Below are 19,391 nucleotides of genomic sequence, written 5' to 3'. Positions count from 1 at the left end.
AATGAACAGACGGGGGCGGATGCCACGACAGCGAGTCGTGACATCCGCCCCCGTTGCTCTGCGTCGGGCGGGTGATCCCCGCCTACATGTTGATCATGTGGCCCACGAGCCCGTGGAACGCCTCCTGCAGCCCCTCCGAGAGCGTCGGGTGCGTGTGCACGTTACGCGCGAGCTCGAGGGCGCCGAGGTCCCACTTCTGCGCGAGGGTCAGCTCGGGAAGCAGCTCCGAGGCATCCGGTCCGATGATGTGGCCGCCCAGCAGCTCCAGGTGCTTCGCGTCGGCGACGAGCTTCACGAAGCCGACCGGGTCGCCGAGGCCGTGCGCCTTGCCGTTCGCCGAGAACGGGAACGTCGCGACCTTCACGTCGTAGCCCTCGTCGCGGGCCTGCTGCTCGGTGAGTCCGAAGCTCGCGACCTGCGGCGAGCAGAACGTGGCGCGCGGCATCATGCGGTAGTCGTCGAACGTCATGGTCTCGGCGCCGCCGATGGTCTCGGCCGCCACCACGCCCATCGCCTCGGCGACGTGCGCGAGCATGAGCTTCGCGGTGACGTCGCCGATCGCGTAGATGTGGGGGACGTTGGTGCGCATGACGTCGTCGATGCCGATCGCGCCGCGCTCGGTGAGCTGCACGCCCGTGTTCTCGAGGCCGAAGCCGTCGACGTTCGGCGCGAAGCCGACGGCCATGAGCACGCGGTCGACCTCGAGGGAGCCCGGCTGACCGTCGGCGCCCTCGTAGGCGACCGTGACGCTCGACCCGTTGTCGGTGACGGTCTGCACCTTCGTCGAGGTGAGGATCGGCACCCCGAGCTTGCGGTACTGCTTCGTGATCTCCTTCGACACGTCGACGTCCTCGTTGGGGAGGGCGCGGTCGAGGAACTCGATGATCGTCACCTCGACGCCGTAGTTGCGCAGCACGTAGGCGAATTCCATGCCGATGGCGCCGGCGCCGACGATCGCGATCGACCGCGGGAGGTCGCGGCTCAGGATCTGCGTCTCGTAGGTGACGATGTTGTCCGAGAGTTGCACGCCGGGCAGGAGGCGCACGCGGGAGCCGGTCGCGATGATGGCGTTGTCGAACGTGAGGGTCTGGGTCGACCCGTCGGCCTGCGCGACGTCGATGGTGTTCGCGTCGCGGAATGTGCCGCGGCCGTCGAACTCGGTGATCCCGTTCTTCTTCATGAGGAAGTGCACGCCCTTGACCCGGCCGTCCGCCACCTGGCGGCTGCGGTCGAATGCGGCGCCGTAGTCGAACGTCGCCTCGCCCGAGATGCCGAAGGTCTTGGCCTGGGCGTGGAAGATATGCGCGAGTTCCGCGTTCCGCAGGAGGGCCTTCGAGGGGATGCATCCGACATTGAGGCACACGCCGCCCCAGTAGCGTTCCTCGATCACCGCGGTGCGGAGACCGAGTTGGGCGGCGCGGACGGCGGCGACATACCCGCCGGGGCCGGCGCCGAGGACGACGACATCGAAGTGGCTGGTCATGCCAGCAGCCTAGGCGTGTCGGCCCCCTGAGCGGAAAGCGAGGGGCGCGGCAGGCGGCAGGCCGGGGGCCAGAGGTCCCAGGGATGCCTCGGCCGCGGCATCCCGCCCGGCCTGCCTTGCAGCGAGCGACGATCCCCCGAGCGCCGCTGCCGCACTTCCTTTCTACGACGAGTCGTCCGCGGAGGGAACCCCCTTGACCAACGCCGTGGATCGACTGGATCGGGCCGTCGCTGCCGAGGTTCGGCGGATTCCGGACAACCACGTCCGCCACCGTGCACGGGCGTGGGCGGGGCGACGTATCCTCATCCGGTGAGTACCGGCACCGCGTCGCAACCGACGGCCCCGACGACCGCGTCGTCGACCCCGGCATCCGGCCCGAAGGTCCCCGGGCGGCTGTCGGCGTGGGTGCAGTTCCTGGCGATGGGCACGGTCTGGGGCGCGAGCTTCCTGTTCATGAAGGTCGCACTCGAGGGTGTCTCGTTCGGCCAGATCGCCTGGTCGCGCACCCTGCTCGGGGCGCTCGCGCTCGGCGCCATCGTGCTCGTCACGCGGCCCCGGGTGCCTCGAGCGGACGGCACGCCCGGGCCCGTGCTGCCCCGTGAGCGCGTGGTCTGGCTGCACTTCCTGGTGGTGTCGCTCACGACGTGCGTAATCCCGTACCTCGCCTTCGCGTGGGCCGAGCAGTACGTATCGTCGAGCCTCGCCTCGATCTACAACGCCACGACGCCCATCATGACGGCGATCATGGCCACGCTCGTGTTCCGCGTCGAGCGGCTCGGCCTCGGCCGGTGGGTGGGGGTCGGGGTCGGTATCCTCGGGGTGCTCGTCATCATCGGGCCATGGCAGTACCAGGCCCTCACCGGCAGTCTCGCCGGACAGCTCGCCTGCCTCGTGGCGACGCTGTGCTACGGCTTCACGTTCGGCTATCAACGACGGTTCCTCTCCCACCGGCCGATCGCGCCCGCGACCTTCGCGTTCCTGTCCATCGGCGTCTCGGCGGTCGTCATGCTCGCCCTCACGCCGTGGGTCGCGCTCTCGCCGGTCGACCTCGACTGGATCATCGTCGGCTCGCTCCTCGCGCTCGGCCTCCTCGGCACGGGCCTCGCGTACATCTGGAACATCAACGTCCTGCGGGCCTGGGGTCCCACGGGAGTGTCGACGGTCACGTACGTGACGCCCGTGGTGGGGGTCGCGCTCGGCGTGATCCTGCTCGGCGAGCGATTCTCGTGGCACGAACCGGTCGGAGCGGTCCTCGTGCTGCTCGGCATCCTGCTGGCGCAGGGACGGCTCCGGATGCCGCGGCGCCGCGTCGTGGCATCCGACACCGCCTGACGCTCGGGGCCAGGTGACCGTCGCCGTCCCGCGCCGACCGGCCGCGGCATCCGCCTCTGCGCCACTTCGGCGCTTCGTGCGCCATTTCAACTGGCGCAGCGCGCGCCGAGGTGGCGCAGGCGGCCGTTGGCGGCCATCCCCGGGGACGGGGTTGACACGCGCGCGGGAACATGGTTGGTTAGTTACACAAGTAATGAACCAACGAACCGGGTAGCCATATGGATGAATCGCGGCCGATCTTCATGCAGATCGCCGAGCAGGTCGAGAACGACATCATCGAGGGCGTCCTCCGGGAGGACGAGCAGATCCCCTCGACGAACGAACTCGCCGCGTTCTACCGCATCAACCCGGCCACCGCATTGAAAGGGGTGAATCGCCTTGTCGACGACGGCATCGTGGCGAAGCGGAGGGGGATCGGCATGTTCGTGACCCCCGGAGCCCGAGCCCGCCTCATCGAGCGTCGCCGGGCCGACTTCGCCGCCGAATACCTGCGTCCACTCATCATCGAGGCCGAGAAGCTCGGCATCGACATCGACGAACTCGCTGCGCTCCTGCGCGCGGAAAGGATCCAGTCATGACCAGCACCGTGGTCCGCGCCCGCGGACTCACCAAGCGCTACGGCGCCTTCACGGCCGTCGAGGCGGTCGACCTCACCCTCGAGGAGAACCGCATCTACGGGCTCCTTGGGCGCAACGGCGCCGGCAAGACCACCATCATGCAGCTCCTGACGGGCCAGCTCTTCCCCAACGCCGGTGAGCTCGAGGTCTTCGGCCGCGAGCCCGCCGAGCACGCCGACGTGCTGCGTCGCATGTGCTACATCGCCGAGGCGCAGCGCTACCCCGACGACTTCAAGCCGTCGCACGTGTTCCGATCGGCGCCGTGGTTCTTCGAGCACTGGGACGCCGCCTTCGCCGAGCGTCTCGTCGAGGACTTCCGCCTCCCGGTGAACCGTCGGATCAAGAAGCTCTCGCGCGGGCAACTGTCGGCCGTCGGCGTGATCGTCGGCCTCGCCTCGCGGGCGCCGCTCACGTTCTTCGACGAGCCCTACCTCGGGCTCGACGCGGTGGCGCGGCACATCTTCTACGACCGTCTCCTCGAGGACTACGCCGAGCACCCGCGAACGGTCGTGCTCTCGACCCACCTGATCGACGAGGTGGCGAACCTGCTCGAACACGTCATCCTCATCGACCAGGGGCGCATCCTCTTCGATCGCGACGCCGAGGAGCTCCGCGGTTCGGCGACGACCATCGCCGGCCCGCGCGCCGCCGTCGAGGCCTTCGTCGCCGACCGACCCGTCATCGGTCGTGAAGGCCTCGGCGGACTGGCATCCGTCACCATCGACGGGCGGCTCGACCAGGCCGCACGCGTCCACGCGGCCGAGCTCGGACTCGAGCTCGCGCCGGTCTCGCTCCAGCAGCTCATCGTCCACATGACCGGCACCGACCTGCGTGCCGACGCGTCCGAGAAGGAGGTCGCGGCATGACCGCCGTCATCGACCAGCCGTTCACCCGATCCGAGCCCCGGCTCCGGCCCGCCGAGATCTGGCGCATCGTACGCCTGCACGCCGTGAATCCGACGGTCTTCTTCGGGGTTCCGTGGATCATCCTCGGCGGCGCCTGGGCCATCACGATGCTGATCTCGCTCATCGTCTCCGCCGGCACGGGGGTCTCGATCGTCATGGGTCCGGGTGCCGGCGGCGCGCCGGAAGACATCGACGGCATGCGGTACAGCTGGGCCGTGCTCTCGCCCCAGTGGTACCTCGTCGTCGTCGGGGTGCAGGCCATCGGGCTCACGTTCTCGTTCGCGCTCGGGTTCGGCGCGACCCGCCGCGACTTCTGGCTCGGCACGAGCCTCATGTTCGTGCTCGTGTCCATCATGTACGCGGCCGCGATCGCCACGCTCGTGCAGGTCGAGATCGCCACCAACGGCTGGGGTCTCGGCGCGCACATGTTCGACGCCCTCTGGTACGGGCAGACGAACTGGTTCGTCGACTTCTACACGACGTTCGCGCTCCAGCTGCTCGTGCTCTTCATCGGCGCGAGCGTCACCACCGTCTACATGCGCTGGCGGATGCGGGGCATGATCGTCCTGATGTCCACGACGGCAGCGATCGTGATCGCCACGGTCGCGGTGATCACGTGGAGCAACTCCTGGCCGGCCGTGTTCACCTGGCTCGGCGGCCTCGGCATCGTCGGGGCGTTCACCGTCGTGCTCGGGTTCGCGGCGCTGTTCGGCGTGCTCGGCTACATCGTGATCCGGCGGGCCACGCCGCGCTGAGAACGAACGGACTCGAGACGGCCGCGGGCGGCCCGCTCGATCCGTGACAGGCCGCGGCGCGGCATCCGAGGGGGTCGGATGCCGCGCCGCATCTCATCCGGGAGGATGACGCCCGGCCGGCCGAATCCGACTCCGGTTCGACGCGTCGGCGGCGCCCGCTCCGGCAGGCTCGGATGCATGAGTTCCTTCGTGATCGAGGCATCCGGCCTCAGCAGGTCGTTCGGTCAGACGCACGCGCTCGCGGGCGTCGACCTCTCCGTGCGCGCGGGCGAATCGCTCGCCATCATGGGCGCATCGGGTTCGGGCAAGACGACGTTGCTGCACTGCCTCGCGGGGATCACGCGCCCCGATGCCGGCACCGTCGGCTTCCGGTCCGGCTCGGGGCGCGTGGAGATCACGGGACTCGGCGAGCGCGAACGTTCCCGACTGCGCCGGGAGGCGTTCGGGTTCGTCTTCCAGCAGGGGCTCCTGATTCCGGAGCTCACCGCGGTCGAGAACGTCGCGCTCGCACTCATGCTGAACGGGATGCCCCGTGCCCGAGCCGAGGAGTACGGGCGCGGCTGGCTCGCCGCCCTCGGCCTCGCCGGGCTGGAGGACCGGCGCATCGGGCAGCTCTCGGGCGGGCAGGCGCAACGCGTGGCCATCGCCCGGGCGCAGGTCACCGGGGCATCCGTCGTCTTCGCCGACGAGCCCACCGGTGCGCTCGACTCGGTGACCTCGGCCGACGTGATGAGCGCGCTCCTCGACTCGACCACCGGGCAGGGCCGCACGCTCGTGCTCGTGACGCACGACCCCGGCGTCGCCGCGCGCTGCTCGCGCATGGTCGAGATGCGCGACGGCCGCATCGTGGGCGAGCGGGTGGCGGCGTGATCGGCCGGGTGGCCTGGCTGCTGGCCCGGCCGGGCACGACGGGGCTCACGGCGAGCGCACTGCCCGTCGTCGCGTTCGCGATCGTCACGGCACTGCTGCTCGCCGTGCTCGGCGGTGCCCAGACGTTCTGGACCTGGACCGACGACTGGGCCGTCACCTACCAGGCGCTCGCCGTGATCGCGCTCGTGCTGCTCGTCGTGCCGCTCGCGTCGCTGGGCGGGGCCGCAGCACGGCTCTCGGCACGGCGCCGCGACGACCGGCTCGCCACCCTGCGACTGCTCGGCGCGACGCCGGCGACCGTGTCGGCGCTCGCGGTCATCGAATCGGCGGTGCTCGCGGCGGCCGGGGCGGTCGTCGGGGTCGTGCTCTATGCCGCGCTCGTTCCCGCCCTGGCGCTCATCCCGTTCCGGGGCGAGGCGCTCGGCATCGAGGGGGTGCTGCTCGGCTGGGCCGCGCTGGTCGGTGTGCCCGTCGGCGTCGTGCTGCTCGCGGTCGTCAGCGCGGTGCTCGGACTCCGGCTCGTGGTGATCTCGCCCCTCGGGGTGCGCACCAGGCAGGATGCGCCGAGGCTGCACTGGCTGCGGGCGGCCGTGGCGGTCGTCGTGGTGGCGCTCGGCGCGGGCCTGATGGCCGTGCTGCAGGTGGCGGCATCCGCGCTCGTGATCCTCGGAATGCTCGCCGTCGCCTTCGGCGGGGCGCTCGCCGTGCAGAACCTCGTAGGACCCTGGGTCATCCGGCTGGTCGCCCGGGCGCAGGCCGGCTCGGCGAAGACCCCCGCGAAGCTGCTCGCGGCGCGTGCCGTGCTCGAGTCGCCCAAGGCCGCGTGGCGGCAGGTCTCGGGCGTCGCGATGACGAGCTTCATGGCCGTCTTCGCGGGGTCGGGCGTCGCGGTGCTGGGCTCGATGGGCGGGGGCGAATCCGACCGCGAGTCGGAGCTGCTCATCGCCGACATCCGCACCGGCATCCTCATCACCGTCATCGGCTCGTTCCTGATGGTCGCGTGCTCGGTGGGGGTGAACCAGGCCGCCGCCATCCTCGATCGGCGCGACCTCTACGAGGCGCTGGGCCGACTCGGCATGCCGACGAGCACGACGGATGCCGCGCGCCGCCGTTCGGTGATGTCGCCGCTGCGCATCACCGCCATCGGGTCGGCGCTCACCGCCGCGATCGTGATGCTGCCGCTCACGGGGATCACGCTGATCGTCGCACCCGCGTCGCTTCTGGTCATCGCCGCCGTGCTCGCGGCCGGGATCGGCGTCGTCTGGCTCGGACTCCTCGCGACCCGGCCGCTGCTGGTGCGCGCCGCGGGTGCCTGACCCGCCTCCTCGACCGCCGCCTGGCGCGGGTAGGGTCGAAGCATGAGCGACGGATCCATCGACGAACGGGATGCCGCGATGACCGAGCTGCTCGGCATCCGTTCGAGCATCGACAACATCGACGCCGCCCTCATCCACCTGCTCGCCGAGCGCTTCAAGTTCACGCAACAGGTGGGCCGGCTGAAGGCAGAGCATGGCCTGCCCCCGAGCGATCCCGAGCGCGAGCGGCGCCAGATCGCGCGGCTCCGCGCCCTCGCGGTCGACGCGCACCTCGATCCCGGGTTCGCCGAGAAGTGGTTCAACTTCGTCGTCGCCGAGGTCATCCAGCACCACGAGGAACTGGCCAACGGCACGACCGGCGAGCTGTGAACTGGTACCCCATCGCCCTGCCGCCCCAGGCCGGGCGGCGGGTGCTCGTGACCGGGGCGAACGCCGGCCTCGGATTCTTCACCGCAGCCCGACTGGCCGGCGCGGGCGCCCACGTGGTGCTGAGCGGCCGAAGCCCCGAGCGGCTCGACGCGGCGGTCGCTGCGATCCGCGACGTGCGGCCAGCGGCATCCCTCGAGACCCTCGTGATCGACCAGTCGTCGCTGGATTCGGTCGCCGCCGGTGCCGAACGGCTGCTGGCCGGGCCGCGACTCGACGGCGTCGTCGCGAACGCGGGCATGGTGCACACGCCGATGACCCGACGGGAGTCGCTCGACGGCCATGAACTCGTGCTCGCCACGAACGTGCTGGGGCACTTCGCGATGCTCGGCCGACTCCTGCCGCACCTCGCCCCGGGAGCGCGCATCGTCTCGCTCGGGTCGCTGTCGACGCGGCTCTCGACGTTCCGGGTCGATGACCTTCGGCTCGAGCGCGGCTACGACCCCTGGCGGGCGTACGCGCAGTCGAAGATCGCGACGCAGGTGTTCGGCTTCGAACTCGACCGGCGGCTGCGCGCCGCGGCGCTGCCCGTCGCGAGCGTGGTCGCACATCCCGGGTACTCGATCAGCGGGCGCACACCGTACGTGCCGGGCGTGAACGAGCCGAGTCGTGGCGGCCGTTTCGCCGATGCGCTGCAAGCCGCCTTCGCGCAGGGCAAGCATCGCGGGGCCGAGGTCGTGCTGTACGCGCTCACCGCCCACGACGTCGAAGGCGGCCAGTACTGGGGTCCCCGACACCTCACCCGTGGCGAGCCCGTCCTGCAGAATCCGACCCGGGTCTCGACCGATCCCGACATCGCCGCGCGGTTCTGGACGTTCGCCGAGGAGGTGACCGGCCGGGCGTTCACGGTCGACGGATGACCCGGGGCACGCGTCGAGGATGGTTCTCGTCGCCCCGGGTTCGGCGGGTGCTCGCCCGCGTCGTCGTGGTGATCGGCGTCGTGCTCGGTCTCATCGGGCTGCTGACCGCGCGATGGGGGCTCCTGTTCGCGGGCATCATCATCATCGGCCTCGGCGCCGCGCTTGGGCCCGCGCGCATCCGGCGCGACTGACGAGAGCTTCGCGAGTTGAGGAGGCGCGCCTGCACCGTCTCGAAACCCGCCTGCCCCCATGCCGGGTTTCGAGGCGCTCGCTCCGCTCGCTTCTCAACCCGCGCCGTTCCGGGCGGCGGACGCCGCCTCGGGTGCGATGACGTGCGGCCGGCCGGGATCACTGTTCTCGACCACGATCGATGCCCGCTCCCACGGTCGCGCGGCGGCGAAGTAGAGTCGCTGGCCGTCCATGTACCGTCGCATCGACGCATGATCGGGATCGGGATGCGAGCCGTCCCGCGCCGCCATGCGGCGGGCCGTCTCGGGGAACGGGACGTCGAGGAATACGGAGAAGTCCCACGCCGCGACCAAGCCGTCCCGATGCAGGAACAATCCCTCGATGAGCACGAGCGCATGCCGTGGTGCCCGGCGGAGAGCGGGTCGCGTTCCGGTGTCGGTCGCACGATCGTACGAGCGAGCTCGATAGCGGCCATCGCCGCTCGGGCGGAGCGGTCGCAAGACCTCCCTCGCGAGCGCGTCGTAGTCGTAGCTGTCCAGCCAGAACCCCTCGGGCGAGCTGCGGCCCCGTCGGTGACGGATCGACGCGGGATTCAGGAAGTCGTCGGCGTGGATGAGCACGACCGGCCGCGTCGTGATGTCGCGCGCGAGCGCGCGGGCGAAGGTGGACTTGCCGCTGCCGTCCACGCCGTCGATCGCGACGAGCGCGCGACGATCACTCGGCACGCTGTCGTGCACGAGCTGGGCGATGGCCTCGATGCCGACGATCATCGTTCCAGCTTGATGCATGAACGGGGAGGGTTTCGTGACGCTCGCTGCGCTCGCTCCTCAACCCGCCGGGCGCCGATACGTCGCACGCGGTTCACCTGCGCGCAACCATGTCGTCGGGTGGCGTTGCCGTCCGATGTATACGGTGATCGGCATGTCCACACAGCGGAGTGCGGCGGATGCTGCGATCGTCGACCTGGTCGAGCGGTGGGGTGAGGCCGACGACGTCGACGAGCTCGACGTCGACCTCGTCGTCGACCTGCTCGGACTCGTCGGGGCTCCGCGCCGCCGCCGATAGCCGGAGAGCCCCATGCACACCGTCACGCGGGTCGGCGACCTGGACGTCATCGTGAAGCCATCACCCGTCGCGATGGTGTGGAACGAACCGGGGCGGGCGCATGACGCACTCGCCGCACCCGGCGTGCGCCTCGCACCGGGCGAGGCGGTCGTGGAGGTCGAGCTCGCCACGATCTGCGGCGCGGACGTTCGCGTCGTTCGCGGCGAGCAACCCGCTCCCGCACCGCTCGTGCTGGGTCATGAGCAGGTGGGCCGGGTCGTCGCCATCGGCGAGGGAGCGCGCCGCGTCGACGGCGTTCTGCTCGGGCTCGGCGACCGCGTCGTGTGGTCGACGACCGTGAGCTGCGGCGAGTGCGACCGCTGCACGCGAGGCGTGTCGCAGGCCTGCCGCACCCTGGGCCGGTACGGGCACGAGCGCGTGCATCGCGGCTGGGAACTGTCGGGCGGCTTCGCGACGCACGTGCAGCTCCGGCGGGGCACCGCGATCGTCCGAGCGCCCGAGGACGTCCCGAGCCGGGTGCTCGCACCCGCCGCGTGCACGGCGGCCACGGCCGTCGCTGCCCTCGAGGCGGCATCCACCCGGCTGGGCCTCGATGGCGCGCTCATCCTGGTCACCGGTGCGGGGCTCGTCGGGCTCACGGTCGCGGCGATGGCGATCGATGCCGGCGCCGAGGTGATCGTGTCCGATCCGGATGCCTCGCGCCGCGAGCTCGTCCGCCGGTTCGGCGCGGTGCCCGTGGATCCGGGTGCGCGCTCCACGTCGTCGGGTGGCCTCGCCGCCGCGCGCGCCGAGTTCGAGCGACGCGGACTCGGCGAGGTCCACGTCGCGGTCGAGGCATCCGGTGCCGCGGCGGCCGTTCGCTCCTCGATCGATGCGCTCGGCACGGGCGGTGTCGCCGTGCTCGTCGGCCACGCGCCGCGTGGCTCGGAGGTGTGTCTCGACCCCGAATCGCTGGTGCGCCGGCTCGTCACGATCCAGTCGGTGCGCGACGCGTCGGGCGAGCAGCTGCGACGCGCGGTGGCGTTCCTCGAGCGGTCGTGGCGGTCGTTCCCGTTCGACGAGCTCGTCGGCTCGACGCATCCGCTCGCCGACCTCGACCGGGCCATCGACGAGGCGGCCACGGGCCGGCACCTGCGCGTGGGCGTCGCACCCGGGCGCCGCCACGTGTGAGCATGGGGTGATGATCTCCAGGGACCTCGCGATCGCGCTCAAGGAGGCGGGCCTGGTGTGGCACCCCGAGTCGGGCGACCGCTTCCAGCTCGACCTTCCCGAGCAGGAGGCCGAGGTCGAGGCCGACGTGTTCACGGTCAGCGAGATGACGATCGAGGCGCGCCGGTATCCGACGGGCACGATCCTCGCGTTCAACGGCACCACCGAGTGGGCGCTCGACTCGGTGGCCTTCGCCGACGCCGTGTGGCTGCCGCGCGAGGATCAGCTTCGCGAGCTGCTGCGAGCGACGTTCCGCTCACTCACCCGGCTCGAGGACTCGTTCGAGGTGCGCATCGAGCTCGGCGACGAGGAGCTGCGCTTCGAGCATCCCGACGTCGCGGAGGCGTACGGGCTCGCGCTGCTCGAGTTGGTCGGCAGGTCAAGATGACGGATGCCGCGGGGTCGGATGCCGCGGGCGGGGCGATCGTGCGCGTGCGCGACCTCGGCACGCAGGCTGCCGACGAGCTGCGTTCGAGCAGTGCGCGTTCCGAGGTCCTCGCCGAGTTCGCGCCCGAACACCGGGTGCTCGGTCTTCCTCGGGCCGCGCGGATGACGCCGAACGGCAGGGTGTGGCGGCTCGGCGTGCTGCTCCTCGACGCCGACGGCATGATGTACGCGACCGGACGTGTCGTGCGGGCGGAGCGTCCGGCGCGGAAGAGCGTGACCGCCGAGTCCGTGCGCCAACAGCGGGCCTTCCGCGCGGCGGCCGTGAAGGGCGGGATCCCAGAGGGCGAGACCGTGAACTTCGACGCGGTGTCGATCGACCTCGACGAGCTCGGCCGCGACGGGGCATCCGGCCCGCTCGTGCTCGATCCGGCATCCGGCGAGGTGTTCGTGCGCTGGAGCCCGACGCAGCCCGACGCCCTCACGCCACTCGACGCGTACCTGCGCGACCGCGCCGACCTGCTCGTACACCCGCCGGAGGGAGCATGACCCCGATCGGCCCGACGACGTCGAGCAGGGCTTCGCGGCCGGTCGACGCGGGCGATCTCGTCGCCACCATCGCCGGCCTGCTGCTCCTCGCGGCCGGCATGGTCTGGCGTGCGTGGACGGGTCTGTGGGTTTCGGCCGTATCCGGGCGGTGCGGCGACCTCGTCTCCGCCTGCAATGACGAGGTCATCGCGATCGGCACCGCCATCGCCGTCGTGGCTCCACTCGTGCTCTGGTTCGCTGCGCTGGTGGTCGCGATCGTGCGTCTCGCCAAGCGTCGCGCCGCCTGGTGGGTTGCGCCGGCCGCCTTCGTCGTCGCGATCATCGTGCAGTACGGAGGTGCGGCGGTCGCGCAGCTCGGCGTGCAGCCGGGGCCGCGTCCGGCATGGTCGTCCGAGCAACCTGGTGCGTGTCGGCCGGCGCCCGACGATCCCTACCGCTGCACCGAGTATCGGCGGTGGTGAACCCGGTGCCGCGGCTCAGCGGTCGTCGCTGTCTGTGCGCGACGGGCGCACCTCGGACTCCTGGATCGACTCGATGACCGAGTCCTGCAGGCCCCTCTGGCCCGTGTGCAGTTCCTGGTAGGTCTCGCCCGCCCCCATGATCGGCCCGAAGGCGGCCCGGAACCGCTGGCCCCGCGGTGCGCGGACGGCGCGCACGGTCATGCCGACGACGAGCGTCGCCGCGAACACGGCCCCGAGGATCGGCAGCACGAGCTCCATGATCAGAACCCGAACGCCGTGATCGCGGGCAGCGTGCCGTCGCGCCAGCCCTCGAGCACGAACCGCTCGTGGTGCACGGTCTGCTCGGGCAGCGCATCGAGGTCGAACCAGCGCAGGTCGGCGGCCTTCTCCTCCTGCAATGCCGGGGTGCCGTGCCAGGTGCGGCACGCGAAGAAGAAGTCGACGCGCTGGTCGACGGCGAGCCCGGTGGGCGCCGTGCGGTGCATGGTCGTGAGCGGCTCGAGCTCGCGCTCGGCGAGGGTGACGCCGAGCTCCTCGGATGCCTCGCGCACGATCGCCGAGGTCACCGGTTCGCCCGCCTCGACGTGGCCGGCAGCCGACGCCGCCCACCAGTCGTCGTAGTATCCCGTGCCGGCCCGCAGCTGCAGCAGCACGCGGCCGCCCTCGACGAGGAACACGTACGCCGCCGGCACCACGCTGAACCCGCCGTGCTCCGCCGCATAGAGCGCGGGGTACGTCTGGCGGGCGAGGCGCGGATCGGTCACCGGCCGCTCAGTATCCGACGATCGGGCCGAACGCGTCGGCGAGCGGCGCACGGTTCACGGCGAGGAGCTCGTCGACCGGCACGGTGAACAGGCCCTGCACCTCGAGCGCGTCCGACGCGGCATCCGTCACGCCGATGCGGCGAACCGGGTAGCCGCGGCCGTCGCAGAGACCGCGGAACTTCACGTCGTCCTCACGGGGCACCGACACGATGACCCGACCCGTCGACTCGGAGAAGAGCGCGGTGGCCGCGTCGATGCCGGCATCCTGCAGCACCTCGTCGAGTATGATGCGCGCGCCGACACCGAAGCGGCCGACCGCCTCGGCGAGCGCGACCGCGAGGCCACCGTCGCTGAGGTCGTGCGCCGAGTCGATGAGACCCTCGAGCGCCGCGGCCTGCAGCAGTTCGGCGAGCGCTTTCTCACGCAGCAGGTTGACCGACGGCGGACGACCGCCGAGGTGGTCGTGCACGACGCCCGCCCATGCCGAGCCATCGAGCTCCGCGCGGGTGTCGCCGAGGAGGTAGATGTTGTGGCCGTCGTCCTGCCAGCCGCTCGGCACGCGACGCGCGACGTCGTCGATCACGCCGAGCACGGCGATCACGGGTGTCGGGTGGATCGGGACGTCACCCGTCTGGTTGTAGAACGACACGTTGCCGCCCGTGACGGGAATGCCGAGCTCGAGGCATCCGTCGCTCAGGCCCTCGATCGTCTCGGAAAACTGCCACATGACCTCGGGGTTCTCGGGGGAACCGAAGTTCAGGCAGTCCGAGATGCCCATGGGCTTCGCGCCCGTCACGGCGACGTTGCGATACGCCTCGGCGAGCGCGAGCTTCGCGCCCTCGCGCGGGTCGAGCTGCGAGTAGCGCCCGTTCGCGTCGGTCGCGAGGGCGACGCCGAGGCCCGACTCCTCGTCGACGCGGATCATGCCGCCGTCGTCTGGATGGCTCAGTGCGGTGTTGCCCATCACGTACGTGTCGTACTGGTTCGTGACCCACGCGACATCCGCCTGGTTCGGCGACCCGATGAGCTGGAGGAACTGCTCGCGCAGGGCCTCGGGCGTGGACGGGCGTTCGAGGTCGGATGCCCCGTCGGCCTGCAGCGCGTCCTGATACGACGGGTACGCGACGGGGCGTTCGTACACGGGGCCGTCGACGGCGACGGTGCGCGGGTCGACGTTCACGATCTCCTGGCCGCGCCACGTGATGGAGAGGCGCCCGCTGTCGGTGACCTCGCCGAGCACGCTCGTCTCGACGTCCCACTTCTTCACGACCTCGAGGAAGCCGTCGAGCTTCTCGGGGCGCACGATCGCCATCATGCGCTCCTGGCTCTCGCTCATGAGGATCTCCTCGGGAGTGAGCGTCGGGTCGCGCAGCAGCACGTCGTCGAGCACGATCGACATGCCGCCGTCGCCGTTCGCCGCCAGCTCTGACGTGGCGCACGAGATGCCGGCGGCACCCAGGTCTTGGATGCCCTCGACGAGATCGCCCTTGAAGAGCTCGAGGCAGCACTCGATGAGCACCTTCTCGGCGAACGGGTCGCCGACCTGCACCGCCGGGCGCTTGGTCGGGCCGCCCTCGGCGAAGGTGTCGGACGCGAGGATCGACGTGCCGCCGATGCCGTCGCCGCCGGTGCGGGCGCCGAAGAGCACGACCTTGTTGCCCACGCCCTTGGCATTGGCCAGGTGCAGGTCCTCGTGGCGCAGCACGCCCACCGCGAGCGCGTTCACGAGCGGGTTCTTCTGGTAGGTCGGGTCGAACCAGGTCTCGCCGCCGATGTTCGGCAGGCCGAGGCAGTTGCCGTAGAAGCTGATGCCCGAGACGACGCCGTGCACGACCCGCGCGGTGTCGGGGTGGTCGATGGCGCCGAAGCGCAGTGCATCCATGACGGCGACGGGGCGCGCGCCCATCGAGATGATGTCGCGCACGATGCCGCCGACGCCCGTGGCGGCGCCCTGGAACGGTTCGATGAACGACGGATGGTTGTGCGACTCGATCTTGAACGTCACGGCCCAGCCCTCGCCGATGTCGAGCACGCCGGCGTTCTCGCCGATGCCGACCATGAGGTGCTGCTTCATCTCGGGCGTGACCTTCTTGCCGAACTGGCGCAGGTAGATCTTGCTCGACTTGTAGGAGGCGTGCTCGCTCCACATCACGGAGTACATCGCGAGCTCGGCGCTCGTCGGGCGGCGGCCGAGGATGTTGCGGATGCGCTCGTACTCGTCGGGCTTCAGGCCCAGCGCGGCGTACGGCTGCTCCTTCTCGGGCGTCGACTGCGCGACCTCGACGGTGTCGAGCACCGGCGTCGGGGCAGCGGTCGTGGCGGATGCTTCGGTGGTCACGAGTGGCGAGCTCCAGAGAACGGCGGCGGGCGGATGCCGCGGGCGGATGCCTGACCGTGCAAGTCTACCCGCGCTGCTCACCTGAGCAGCGCGGATGCTCGGGCTTCGGGGCTCAGGCCTCGCGACCTCCGGGCGGGCCGACGATGAGCAGCATCGTGAACACCGCGGCGATGCCGAGCACCGCGACCACGGTGAGCAGCACCGGACGCGCGAGGAACCAGCGGAGCATCCGGTTCACCCAGCTGCCGTCGGCCGGGTGCTCGGTCGCCTCGCGCCGCCAGTCACCGTCGAGTCGGCCGCGGCGGATGAGCCACAGCTCGAACGGGATGGTCGCGTAGGGCACGATCGCCGTGAGCACCCCGAACGCGATGAGTCCGACGCTCCACCGCTGGTTGACGCCCACGAGTACGGCGGTGAACGCGTAACCGAGGAACACGAACCCGTGCACCGCGCCCGCCGGGAAGAGCGCGCCGTCGAAGCCGGCGGCGTACTTCAGGATCAGGGCGATGATGAGGCCGGTCCAGGTGACGGCTTCGGCGATGGCGAGGGTGCGGAAGAGGCGCTTCGGTGACACGGATGCTCCAGGGTCGGGGGTTCCTCCATCGTCGCAGGCGCAGCCGTGCCGCCGCATCGAACGAAGGGTTGATCAGCCGTCGAGCTCGGCGAGGTATGCGGCGTTCCCTCGGATCGCCGCCTCGTAGCGGGTGAGCTCGGGCGTGCGGACGCGGTCGGCGACGAGCTCCAGCAGCGTGGCGACGGCGGCGTCGCTCCGACCGGCCGCGTGCAACGTCAGCGCGTGGAAGACGCGCAGCGAGTCCGACTCGGGGAACTCGGTGCGCGCCCGCTCGAACGCGGCGATCGACTCGTCGTTGCGCCCGAGGTTGCGCAGCGTCGACCCGTACTGCAGCAGGCAGCGGCGAAGCGTGTCGCCCTCGAGTCCCAGGGCCATGGCCCGCTCGTAGTAGCCGAGGGCCCGCTCCTCGTCGCCCGCGGTGTCGTAGGCGCCTCCCACCTCGTAGAGCACCTCGGGCTCGTCGGGATGCTCGGCGAGCACGGCGAGGAACGCGGCGATGGTCGGTTGCATGTTCGCGCGGTCGCGCGCATCGAAGATGGCGCGCAGGGTGGTCTGCAGCTCGGTCGAGGTCATCGTCCCATCCTGCCGTGCGGGACCGTAGGAGCCGGCGTCGTCGCGACCGATGGGGGCGCGGACCCGAGGGATCCACAGATGTTTTGAATGATTCAAGACAACCGATACGGTGAGGGCATGACCTCGACGGATGCCGCCGCGAACGCGGCCGCATCGCACGGCCACGACCCGCTCGCGCACACGCTGCGCGACGTCGGCCTCAAGGTCACCGGGCCACGCGTCGCGGTGCTGCGAGCGCTCGCGGAGCATCCGCACGCCGATGCCGACACGGTGTTCCGAGCCGTGCAGGGCGAACTGCCCACCACCTCGCTGCAGGCCGTCTACGGCGTGCTCGGTGCCTTCGCCGACGCCGGCCTCGTGCGGCGCATCGAGCCGGCCGGGTCATCCGCCCGGTACGAACGCCGCGTCGGCGACAACCACCACCACCTCGTGTGCCGCGAGTGCGGGCGGGTCGAGGACGTCGACTGCGTGCTCGGCGAGCAGGCGTGCCTCACGCCGAGCAGCACCCGCGGGTTCCGGGTCGCCGAGGCCGAGGTGACCTTCTGGGGCACCTGTCCCGCCTGCGCCCAAGCCGAAGCCGAAGCCGAAGCCGACGCGGCGGCGGCGGCGGCGATCGCCGAGTCGACCTAGCCGCGGCATCCGCCCGCCCGAAGACCCGACCGGATCATCGTCGACCCGGTCGCCCAGACGTGCCCGGAAAGCCCTGGGCCACGAGAGAAAAGGAAGTCATGACGGACTACACGACCACGCAGACCGGCGCCCCGGTCGCAAGCGACGCGCACTCCCTCACGGCCGGCGCCGACGGCGCCACCGTGCTGCACGACCGCTACCTCGTCGAGAAGCTCGCCCAGTTCAACCGCGAGCGCATCCCCGAGCGCATCGTGCACGCGAAGGGCGGCGGTGCGTTCGGCGAGTTCGTCGTGACCGAGGACGTCTCGCAGTACACGCGTGCGGCCGTGTTCCAGCCCGGCGCGACGAGCGAGATGCTGCTGCGTTTCTCGTCGGTCGCCGGTGAGCAGGGCTCGCCCGACACCTGGCGCGACGTGCGCGGCTACGCCCTGAAGTTCTACACGACCGAGGGCAACTACGACATCGTCGGCAACAACACCCCGGTGTTCTTCATCCGCGACGGGATCAAGTTCCCCGACTTCATCCACTCGCAGAAGCGCTTGCCCGGTTCGGGCCTGCGCGACGCCGACATGCAGTGGGACTTCTGGACGCTCTCGCCCGAATCGGCGCACCAGGTGACCTACCTCATGGGCGACCGGGGCCTCCCGCAGTCGTGGCGCACCATGAACGGCTACGGGTCGCACACGTACCAGTGGATCAACGCCGCCGGCGAGCGATTCTGGGTGCAGTACCACTTCCTCTCCCGCCAGGGCGACCTGCACCTCGGAGCCGACGAGGCCGAGGCCATCGCCGGGGCCGACGCCGACTACTACCGGCGCGACCTGCACGAGGCGATCGAGCGCGGCGAGTTCCCGACCTGGGACGTGTACGTGCAGGTCATGCCGTACGAGGAGGCGAAGACCTACCGCTTCAACCCGTTCGACCTGACGAAGACCTGGTCGAAGCAGGACTACCCGCGCATCAAGGTCGGCCACTTCACGCTGAACCGAAACCCGCAGAACTTCTTCGCCGAGATCGAGCAGGCGGCGTTCTCGCCCGCGAACCTCGTGCCCGGCATCGACATCAGTCCCGACAAGATGCTCATGGCCCGCGTGTTCAGCTACCCCGACGCGCAGCGCTACCGCGTCGGCACGAACTACAACCAACTCCCGGTGAATGCGCCGCACGCGGCATCCGTGCACAACTACTCGCAGGACGGCGCCCAGCGGCACGGCTTCAACCACCCCGATGTGCCGGTGTACGCGCCGAACTCGTTCGGCGGCCCCGTCGCCGACCCGGCTCGCGCGGGCGAGGGCAGCTGGGAGTCCGACGGTGCGCTCACGCGGGCCGCGGCGACCCTGCACGCCGAGGACGACGACTTCGGCCAGGCCGGCACCCTCTACCGCGACGTGTTCACCGCCGAGGCGAAGGCGCGGTTCCTCGCGACGCTCACCGGCCAGGGCAACGCCATCACGGTCGAGGCGATCCGCGAGCGGTTCTTCCAGTACTGGACGAACGTCGACGCCGAGCTCGGCGCGGCATTGCGGGCCGCCGTCGGCACCGAGGCATCCGCCGCGTAGGTCGAGCGGATGCCGCGAGCGCCCGGCCTCCTCGAGGGGGCCGGGCGCTCGCGTGTGCGGGTCGGGGCCGCCCGTGGCTGAATGAGCCCGGATCGCGACGGGAACGGGAGAACGTCGGAGGGCCCGGTCAACCCCGATCGAGTCCGAAGGTGTGCTTCACGAGGGCCTGCACGTCGCGATCGAGTCCGTCGATGCGGGAATTCACCGAGTCGAACCGCGCGTCGACGGCCTCGAAGCGGGCGTTCATCTCCGAACGGAACGAGCCGATCTCGCGGCGCACGGAGGCGATTTCGGAGCCGATCTCGCCGCGGACGGAGCCGATCTCGCCGCGGACGGAGCCGATCTCGCCGCGGACGGAGCCGATCTCCGATCGCAGGACCCGCACGAACAGCGTTGCGATGATCGTGAGGGTGCCCAGCATCAGTGTCGTGAAGACGCCGATCATCGTCCAGACCTGGGCTTCCGTCACCTCGAGCACCTCTCCATCCTGACGCGTTCACGGCCAGAATGCCATGCCGCCCCCACGCTCGAG

Annotated in this window: 24 protein-coding genes; 16 read left to right on the top strand and 8 right to left on the bottom strand. The window is 70.8% G+C overall.

The window, feature by feature from the left end:
- Positions 1-82: 82 nt before the first annotated feature.
- Entirely contained in the window at positions 83-1,483 is a 1,401-nt protein-coding gene (gene lpdA, locus EZM51_RS07035) for a dihydrolipoyl dehydrogenase (RefSeq protein ID WP_136707533.1), read from the bottom strand.
- A gap of 393 nt (positions 1,484-1,876) precedes the next feature.
- On the opposite strand from lpdA, the gene EZM51_RS07030 reads away from it, so the two are divergent.
- The 9 genes from EZM51_RS07030 (at position 1,877) to EZM51_RS06995 (ending at position 8,755) form a co-directional block, all read left to right on the top strand.
- Positions 1,877-2,815, top strand: a complete 939-nt coding sequence (locus EZM51_RS07030) for a DMT family transporter (RefSeq protein WP_136707742.1) — start codon at positions 1,877-1,879, stop codon at positions 2,813-2,815.
- 218 nt (positions 2,816-3,033) lie between these two features.
- Positions 3,034-3,393 carry a GntR family transcriptional regulator gene (locus EZM51_RS07025; RefSeq protein ID WP_136707532.1) on the top strand — a complete coding sequence of 120 codons (360 nt, stop codon included), beginning with the start codon at positions 3,034-3,036 and terminating at the stop codon, positions 3,391-3,393.
- A complete protein-coding gene (locus EZM51_RS07020) occupies positions 3,390-4,298 on the top strand; it encodes an ABC transporter ATP-binding protein (RefSeq protein ID WP_136707531.1) in 909 nt (302 codons plus the stop codon). Before EZM51_RS07025 ends, EZM51_RS07020 begins: the two co-directional genes overlap by 4 nt.
- Positions 4,295-5,092, top strand: a complete 798-nt coding sequence (locus EZM51_RS07015; RefSeq protein WP_136707530.1) for a hypothetical protein — start codon at positions 4,295-4,297, stop codon at positions 5,090-5,092. The genes EZM51_RS07020 and EZM51_RS07015 overlap by 4 nt, the downstream gene beginning before the upstream one ends.
- Positions 5,093-5,269: 177 nt before the next feature.
- Complete coding sequence (locus EZM51_RS20500) at positions 5,270-5,962, top strand: ABC transporter ATP-binding protein (protein WP_169053815.1); 693 nt, start codon at positions 5,270-5,272, stop codon at positions 5,960-5,962.
- Positions 5,959-7,278 (top strand): FtsX-like permease family protein, encoded by a 1,320-nt coding sequence (locus EZM51_RS07010; RefSeq protein WP_169053814.1) that lies wholly within the window; start codon positions 5,959-5,961, stop codon positions 7,276-7,278. Before EZM51_RS20500 ends, EZM51_RS07010 begins: the two co-directional genes overlap by 4 nt.
- Positions 7,279-7,320: 42 nt before the next feature.
- A complete protein-coding gene (locus EZM51_RS07005; protein WP_136707528.1) occupies positions 7,321-7,647 on the top strand; it encodes a chorismate mutase in 327 nt (108 codons plus the stop codon).
- Complete coding sequence (locus tag EZM51_RS07000; protein WP_136707527.1) at positions 7,644-8,564, top strand: SDR family NAD(P)-dependent oxidoreductase; 921 nt, start codon at positions 7,644-7,646, stop codon at positions 8,562-8,564. The genes EZM51_RS07005 and EZM51_RS07000 overlap by 4 nt, the downstream gene beginning before the upstream one ends.
- Complete coding sequence (locus EZM51_RS06995) at positions 8,561-8,755, top strand: hypothetical protein (RefSeq protein WP_136707526.1); 195 nt, start codon at positions 8,561-8,563, stop codon at positions 8,753-8,755. Before EZM51_RS07000 ends, EZM51_RS06995 begins: the two co-directional genes overlap by 4 nt.
- A 93-nt stretch (positions 8,756-8,848) precedes the next feature.
- Here EZM51_RS06995 and EZM51_RS06990 read toward each other — a convergent pair whose 3' ends face one another.
- Positions 8,849-9,523, bottom strand: a complete 675-nt coding sequence (locus tag EZM51_RS06990) for a uridine kinase (protein ID WP_136707525.1) — start codon at positions 9,521-9,523, stop codon at positions 8,849-8,851.
- Positions 9,524-9,674: 151 nt separating this feature from the next.
- Here EZM51_RS06990 and EZM51_RS20495 point away from each other — a divergent pair, with 151 nt between their 5' ends.
- Genes EZM51_RS20495 through EZM51_RS06970 form a run of 5 tightly spaced genes read left to right on the top strand, consistent with a single transcriptional unit; the run spans position 9,675 to position 12,421 of the window.
- Entirely contained in the window at positions 9,675-9,818 is a 144-nt protein-coding gene (locus EZM51_RS20495; protein WP_169053813.1) for a hypothetical protein, read from the top strand.
- A gap of 12 nt (positions 9,819-9,830) precedes the next feature.
- A complete protein-coding gene (locus tag EZM51_RS06985; protein ID WP_136707524.1) occupies positions 9,831-10,988 on the top strand; it encodes an alcohol dehydrogenase catalytic domain-containing protein in 1,158 nt (385 codons plus the stop codon).
- Positions 10,989-10,998: 10 nt separating this feature from the next.
- Complete coding sequence (locus EZM51_RS06980) at positions 10,999-11,415, top strand: pilus assembly protein CpaE (protein ID WP_136707523.1); 417 nt, start codon at positions 10,999-11,001, stop codon at positions 11,413-11,415.
- Positions 11,412-11,960: a hypothetical protein gene (locus EZM51_RS06975; protein ID WP_136707522.1), complete on the top strand. Its 549-nt coding sequence runs from the start codon at positions 11,412-11,414 to the stop codon at positions 11,958-11,960. The genes EZM51_RS06980 and EZM51_RS06975 overlap by 4 nt, the downstream gene beginning before the upstream one ends.
- A complete protein-coding gene (locus tag EZM51_RS06970) occupies positions 11,957-12,421 on the top strand; it encodes a hypothetical protein (protein ID WP_136707521.1) in 465 nt (154 codons plus the stop codon). The genes EZM51_RS06975 and EZM51_RS06970 overlap by 4 nt, the downstream gene beginning before the upstream one ends.
- Before the next feature lie 15 nt (positions 12,422-12,436).
- Here the strand turns inward: EZM51_RS06970 and EZM51_RS06965 are convergent, their stop codons facing one another.
- From EZM51_RS06965 to EZM51_RS06945, 5 genes are all read right to left on the bottom strand, one after another.
- Positions 12,437-12,679 carry a hypothetical protein gene (locus tag EZM51_RS06965; protein WP_136707520.1) on the bottom strand — a complete coding sequence of 81 codons (243 nt, stop codon included), beginning with the start codon at positions 12,677-12,679 and terminating at the stop codon, positions 12,437-12,439.
- 2 nt (positions 12,680-12,681) lie between these two features.
- Positions 12,682-13,185: an NUDIX domain-containing protein gene (locus EZM51_RS06960; RefSeq protein ID WP_211195839.1), complete on the bottom strand. Its 504-nt coding sequence runs from the start codon at positions 13,183-13,185 to the stop codon at positions 12,682-12,684.
- A gap of 7 nt (positions 13,186-13,192) precedes the next feature.
- A complete protein-coding gene (purL, locus tag EZM51_RS06955) occupies positions 13,193-15,523 on the bottom strand; it encodes a phosphoribosylformylglycinamidine synthase subunit PurL (RefSeq protein WP_136707519.1) in 2,331 nt (776 codons plus the stop codon).
- A 112-nt stretch (positions 15,524-15,635) separates the two neighbouring features.
- Positions 15,636-16,097, bottom strand: a complete 462-nt coding sequence (locus tag EZM51_RS06950) for a DUF3817 domain-containing protein (RefSeq protein ID WP_248305505.1) — start codon at positions 16,095-16,097, stop codon at positions 15,636-15,638.
- A 72-nt stretch (positions 16,098-16,169) separates the two neighbouring features.
- Positions 16,170-16,670: a tetratricopeptide repeat protein gene (locus tag EZM51_RS06945; protein WP_136707517.1), complete on the bottom strand. Its 501-nt coding sequence runs from the start codon at positions 16,668-16,670 to the stop codon at positions 16,170-16,172.
- Between the two features lie 117 nt (positions 16,671-16,787).
- On the opposite strand from EZM51_RS06945, the gene EZM51_RS06940 reads away from it, so the two are divergent.
- Both EZM51_RS06940 and EZM51_RS06935 read left to right on the top strand, forming a co-directional pair.
- Positions 16,788-17,300, top strand: coding sequence for a Fur family transcriptional regulator (locus tag EZM51_RS06940; RefSeq protein ID WP_136707516.1), 513 nt, complete (start codon positions 16,788-16,790; stop codon positions 17,298-17,300).
- Positions 17,301-17,398: 98 nt separating this feature from the next.
- Positions 17,399-18,859: a catalase gene (locus EZM51_RS06935; RefSeq protein ID WP_136707515.1), complete on the top strand. Its 1,461-nt coding sequence runs from the start codon at positions 17,399-17,401 to the stop codon at positions 18,857-18,859.
- A 127-nt stretch (positions 18,860-18,986) separates the two neighbouring features.
- Here EZM51_RS06935 and EZM51_RS06930 read toward each other — a convergent pair whose 3' ends face one another.
- Complete coding sequence (locus EZM51_RS06930; RefSeq protein ID WP_136707514.1) at positions 18,987-19,337, bottom strand: hypothetical protein; 351 nt, start codon at positions 19,335-19,337, stop codon at positions 18,987-18,989.
- Positions 19,338-19,391 lie beyond the last annotated feature (54 nt).

It is taken from the genome of Agromyces sp. H66, from assembly GCF_004959775.1.
Classification (GTDB): Bacteria; Actinomycetota; Actinomycetes; order Actinomycetales; family Microbacteriaceae; genus Agromyces.
Note: the sequence above shows the minus strand (reverse complement) of the source record. Positions and strands in the feature narration are given on the sequence as shown.

Coding starts and splice junctions, on each gene's coding strand:
- EZM51_RS06970 (WP_136707521.1), top strand. CDS start 11,957: ATGACCCCGATCGGCCCGACGACGTCGAGCAGGGCTTCGCGGCCGGTC.
- EZM51_RS06965 (WP_136707520.1), bottom strand. CDS start 12,679: ATGGAGCTCGTGCTGCCGATCCTCGGGGCCGTGTTCGCGGCGACGCTC.
- EZM51_RS06995 (WP_136707526.1), top strand. CDS start 8,561: ATGACCCGGGGCACGCGTCGAGGATGGTTCTCGTCGCCCCGGGTTCGG.
- EZM51_RS07020 (WP_136707531.1), top strand. CDS start 3,390: ATGACCAGCACCGTGGTCCGCGCCCGCGGACTCACCAAGCGCTACGGC.
- EZM51_RS07025 (WP_136707532.1), top strand. CDS start 3,034: ATGGATGAATCGCGGCCGATCTTCATGCAGATCGCCGAGCAGGTCGAG.
- lpdA (WP_136707533.1), bottom strand. CDS start 1,483: ATGACCAGCCACTTCGATGTCGTCGTCCTCGGCGCCGGCCCCGGCGGG.
- EZM51_RS06975 (WP_136707522.1), top strand. CDS start 11,412: ATGACGGATGCCGCGGGGTCGGATGCCGCGGGCGGGGCGATCGTGCGC.
- EZM51_RS06985 (WP_136707524.1), top strand. CDS start 9,831: ATGCACACCGTCACGCGGGTCGGCGACCTGGACGTCATCGTGAAGCCA.
- EZM51_RS20500 (WP_169053815.1), top strand. CDS start 5,270: ATGAGTTCCTTCGTGATCGAGGCATCCGGCCTCAGCAGGTCGTTCGGT.
- EZM51_RS07005 (WP_136707528.1), top strand. CDS start 7,321: ATGAGCGACGGATCCATCGACGAACGGGATGCCGCGATGACCGAGCTG.
- EZM51_RS06980 (WP_136707523.1), top strand. CDS start 10,999: ATGATCTCCAGGGACCTCGCGATCGCGCTCAAGGAGGCGGGCCTGGTG.
- EZM51_RS07015 (WP_136707530.1), top strand. CDS start 4,295: ATGACCGCCGTCATCGACCAGCCGTTCACCCGATCCGAGCCCCGGCTC.
- EZM51_RS06945 (WP_136707517.1), bottom strand. CDS start 16,670: ATGACCTCGACCGAGCTGCAGACCACCCTGCGCGCCATCTTCGATGCG.
- EZM51_RS06990 (WP_136707525.1), bottom strand. CDS start 9,523: ATGATCGTCGGCATCGAGGCCATCGCCCAGCTCGTGCACGACAGCGTG.
- EZM51_RS06935 (WP_136707515.1), top strand. CDS start 17,399: ATGACGGACTACACGACCACGCAGACCGGCGCCCCGGTCGCAAGCGAC.
- EZM51_RS20495 (WP_169053813.1), top strand. CDS start 9,675: ATGTCCACACAGCGGAGTGCGGCGGATGCTGCGATCGTCGACCTGGTC.
- EZM51_RS06940 (WP_136707516.1), top strand. CDS start 16,788: ATGACCTCGACGGATGCCGCCGCGAACGCGGCCGCATCGCACGGCCAC.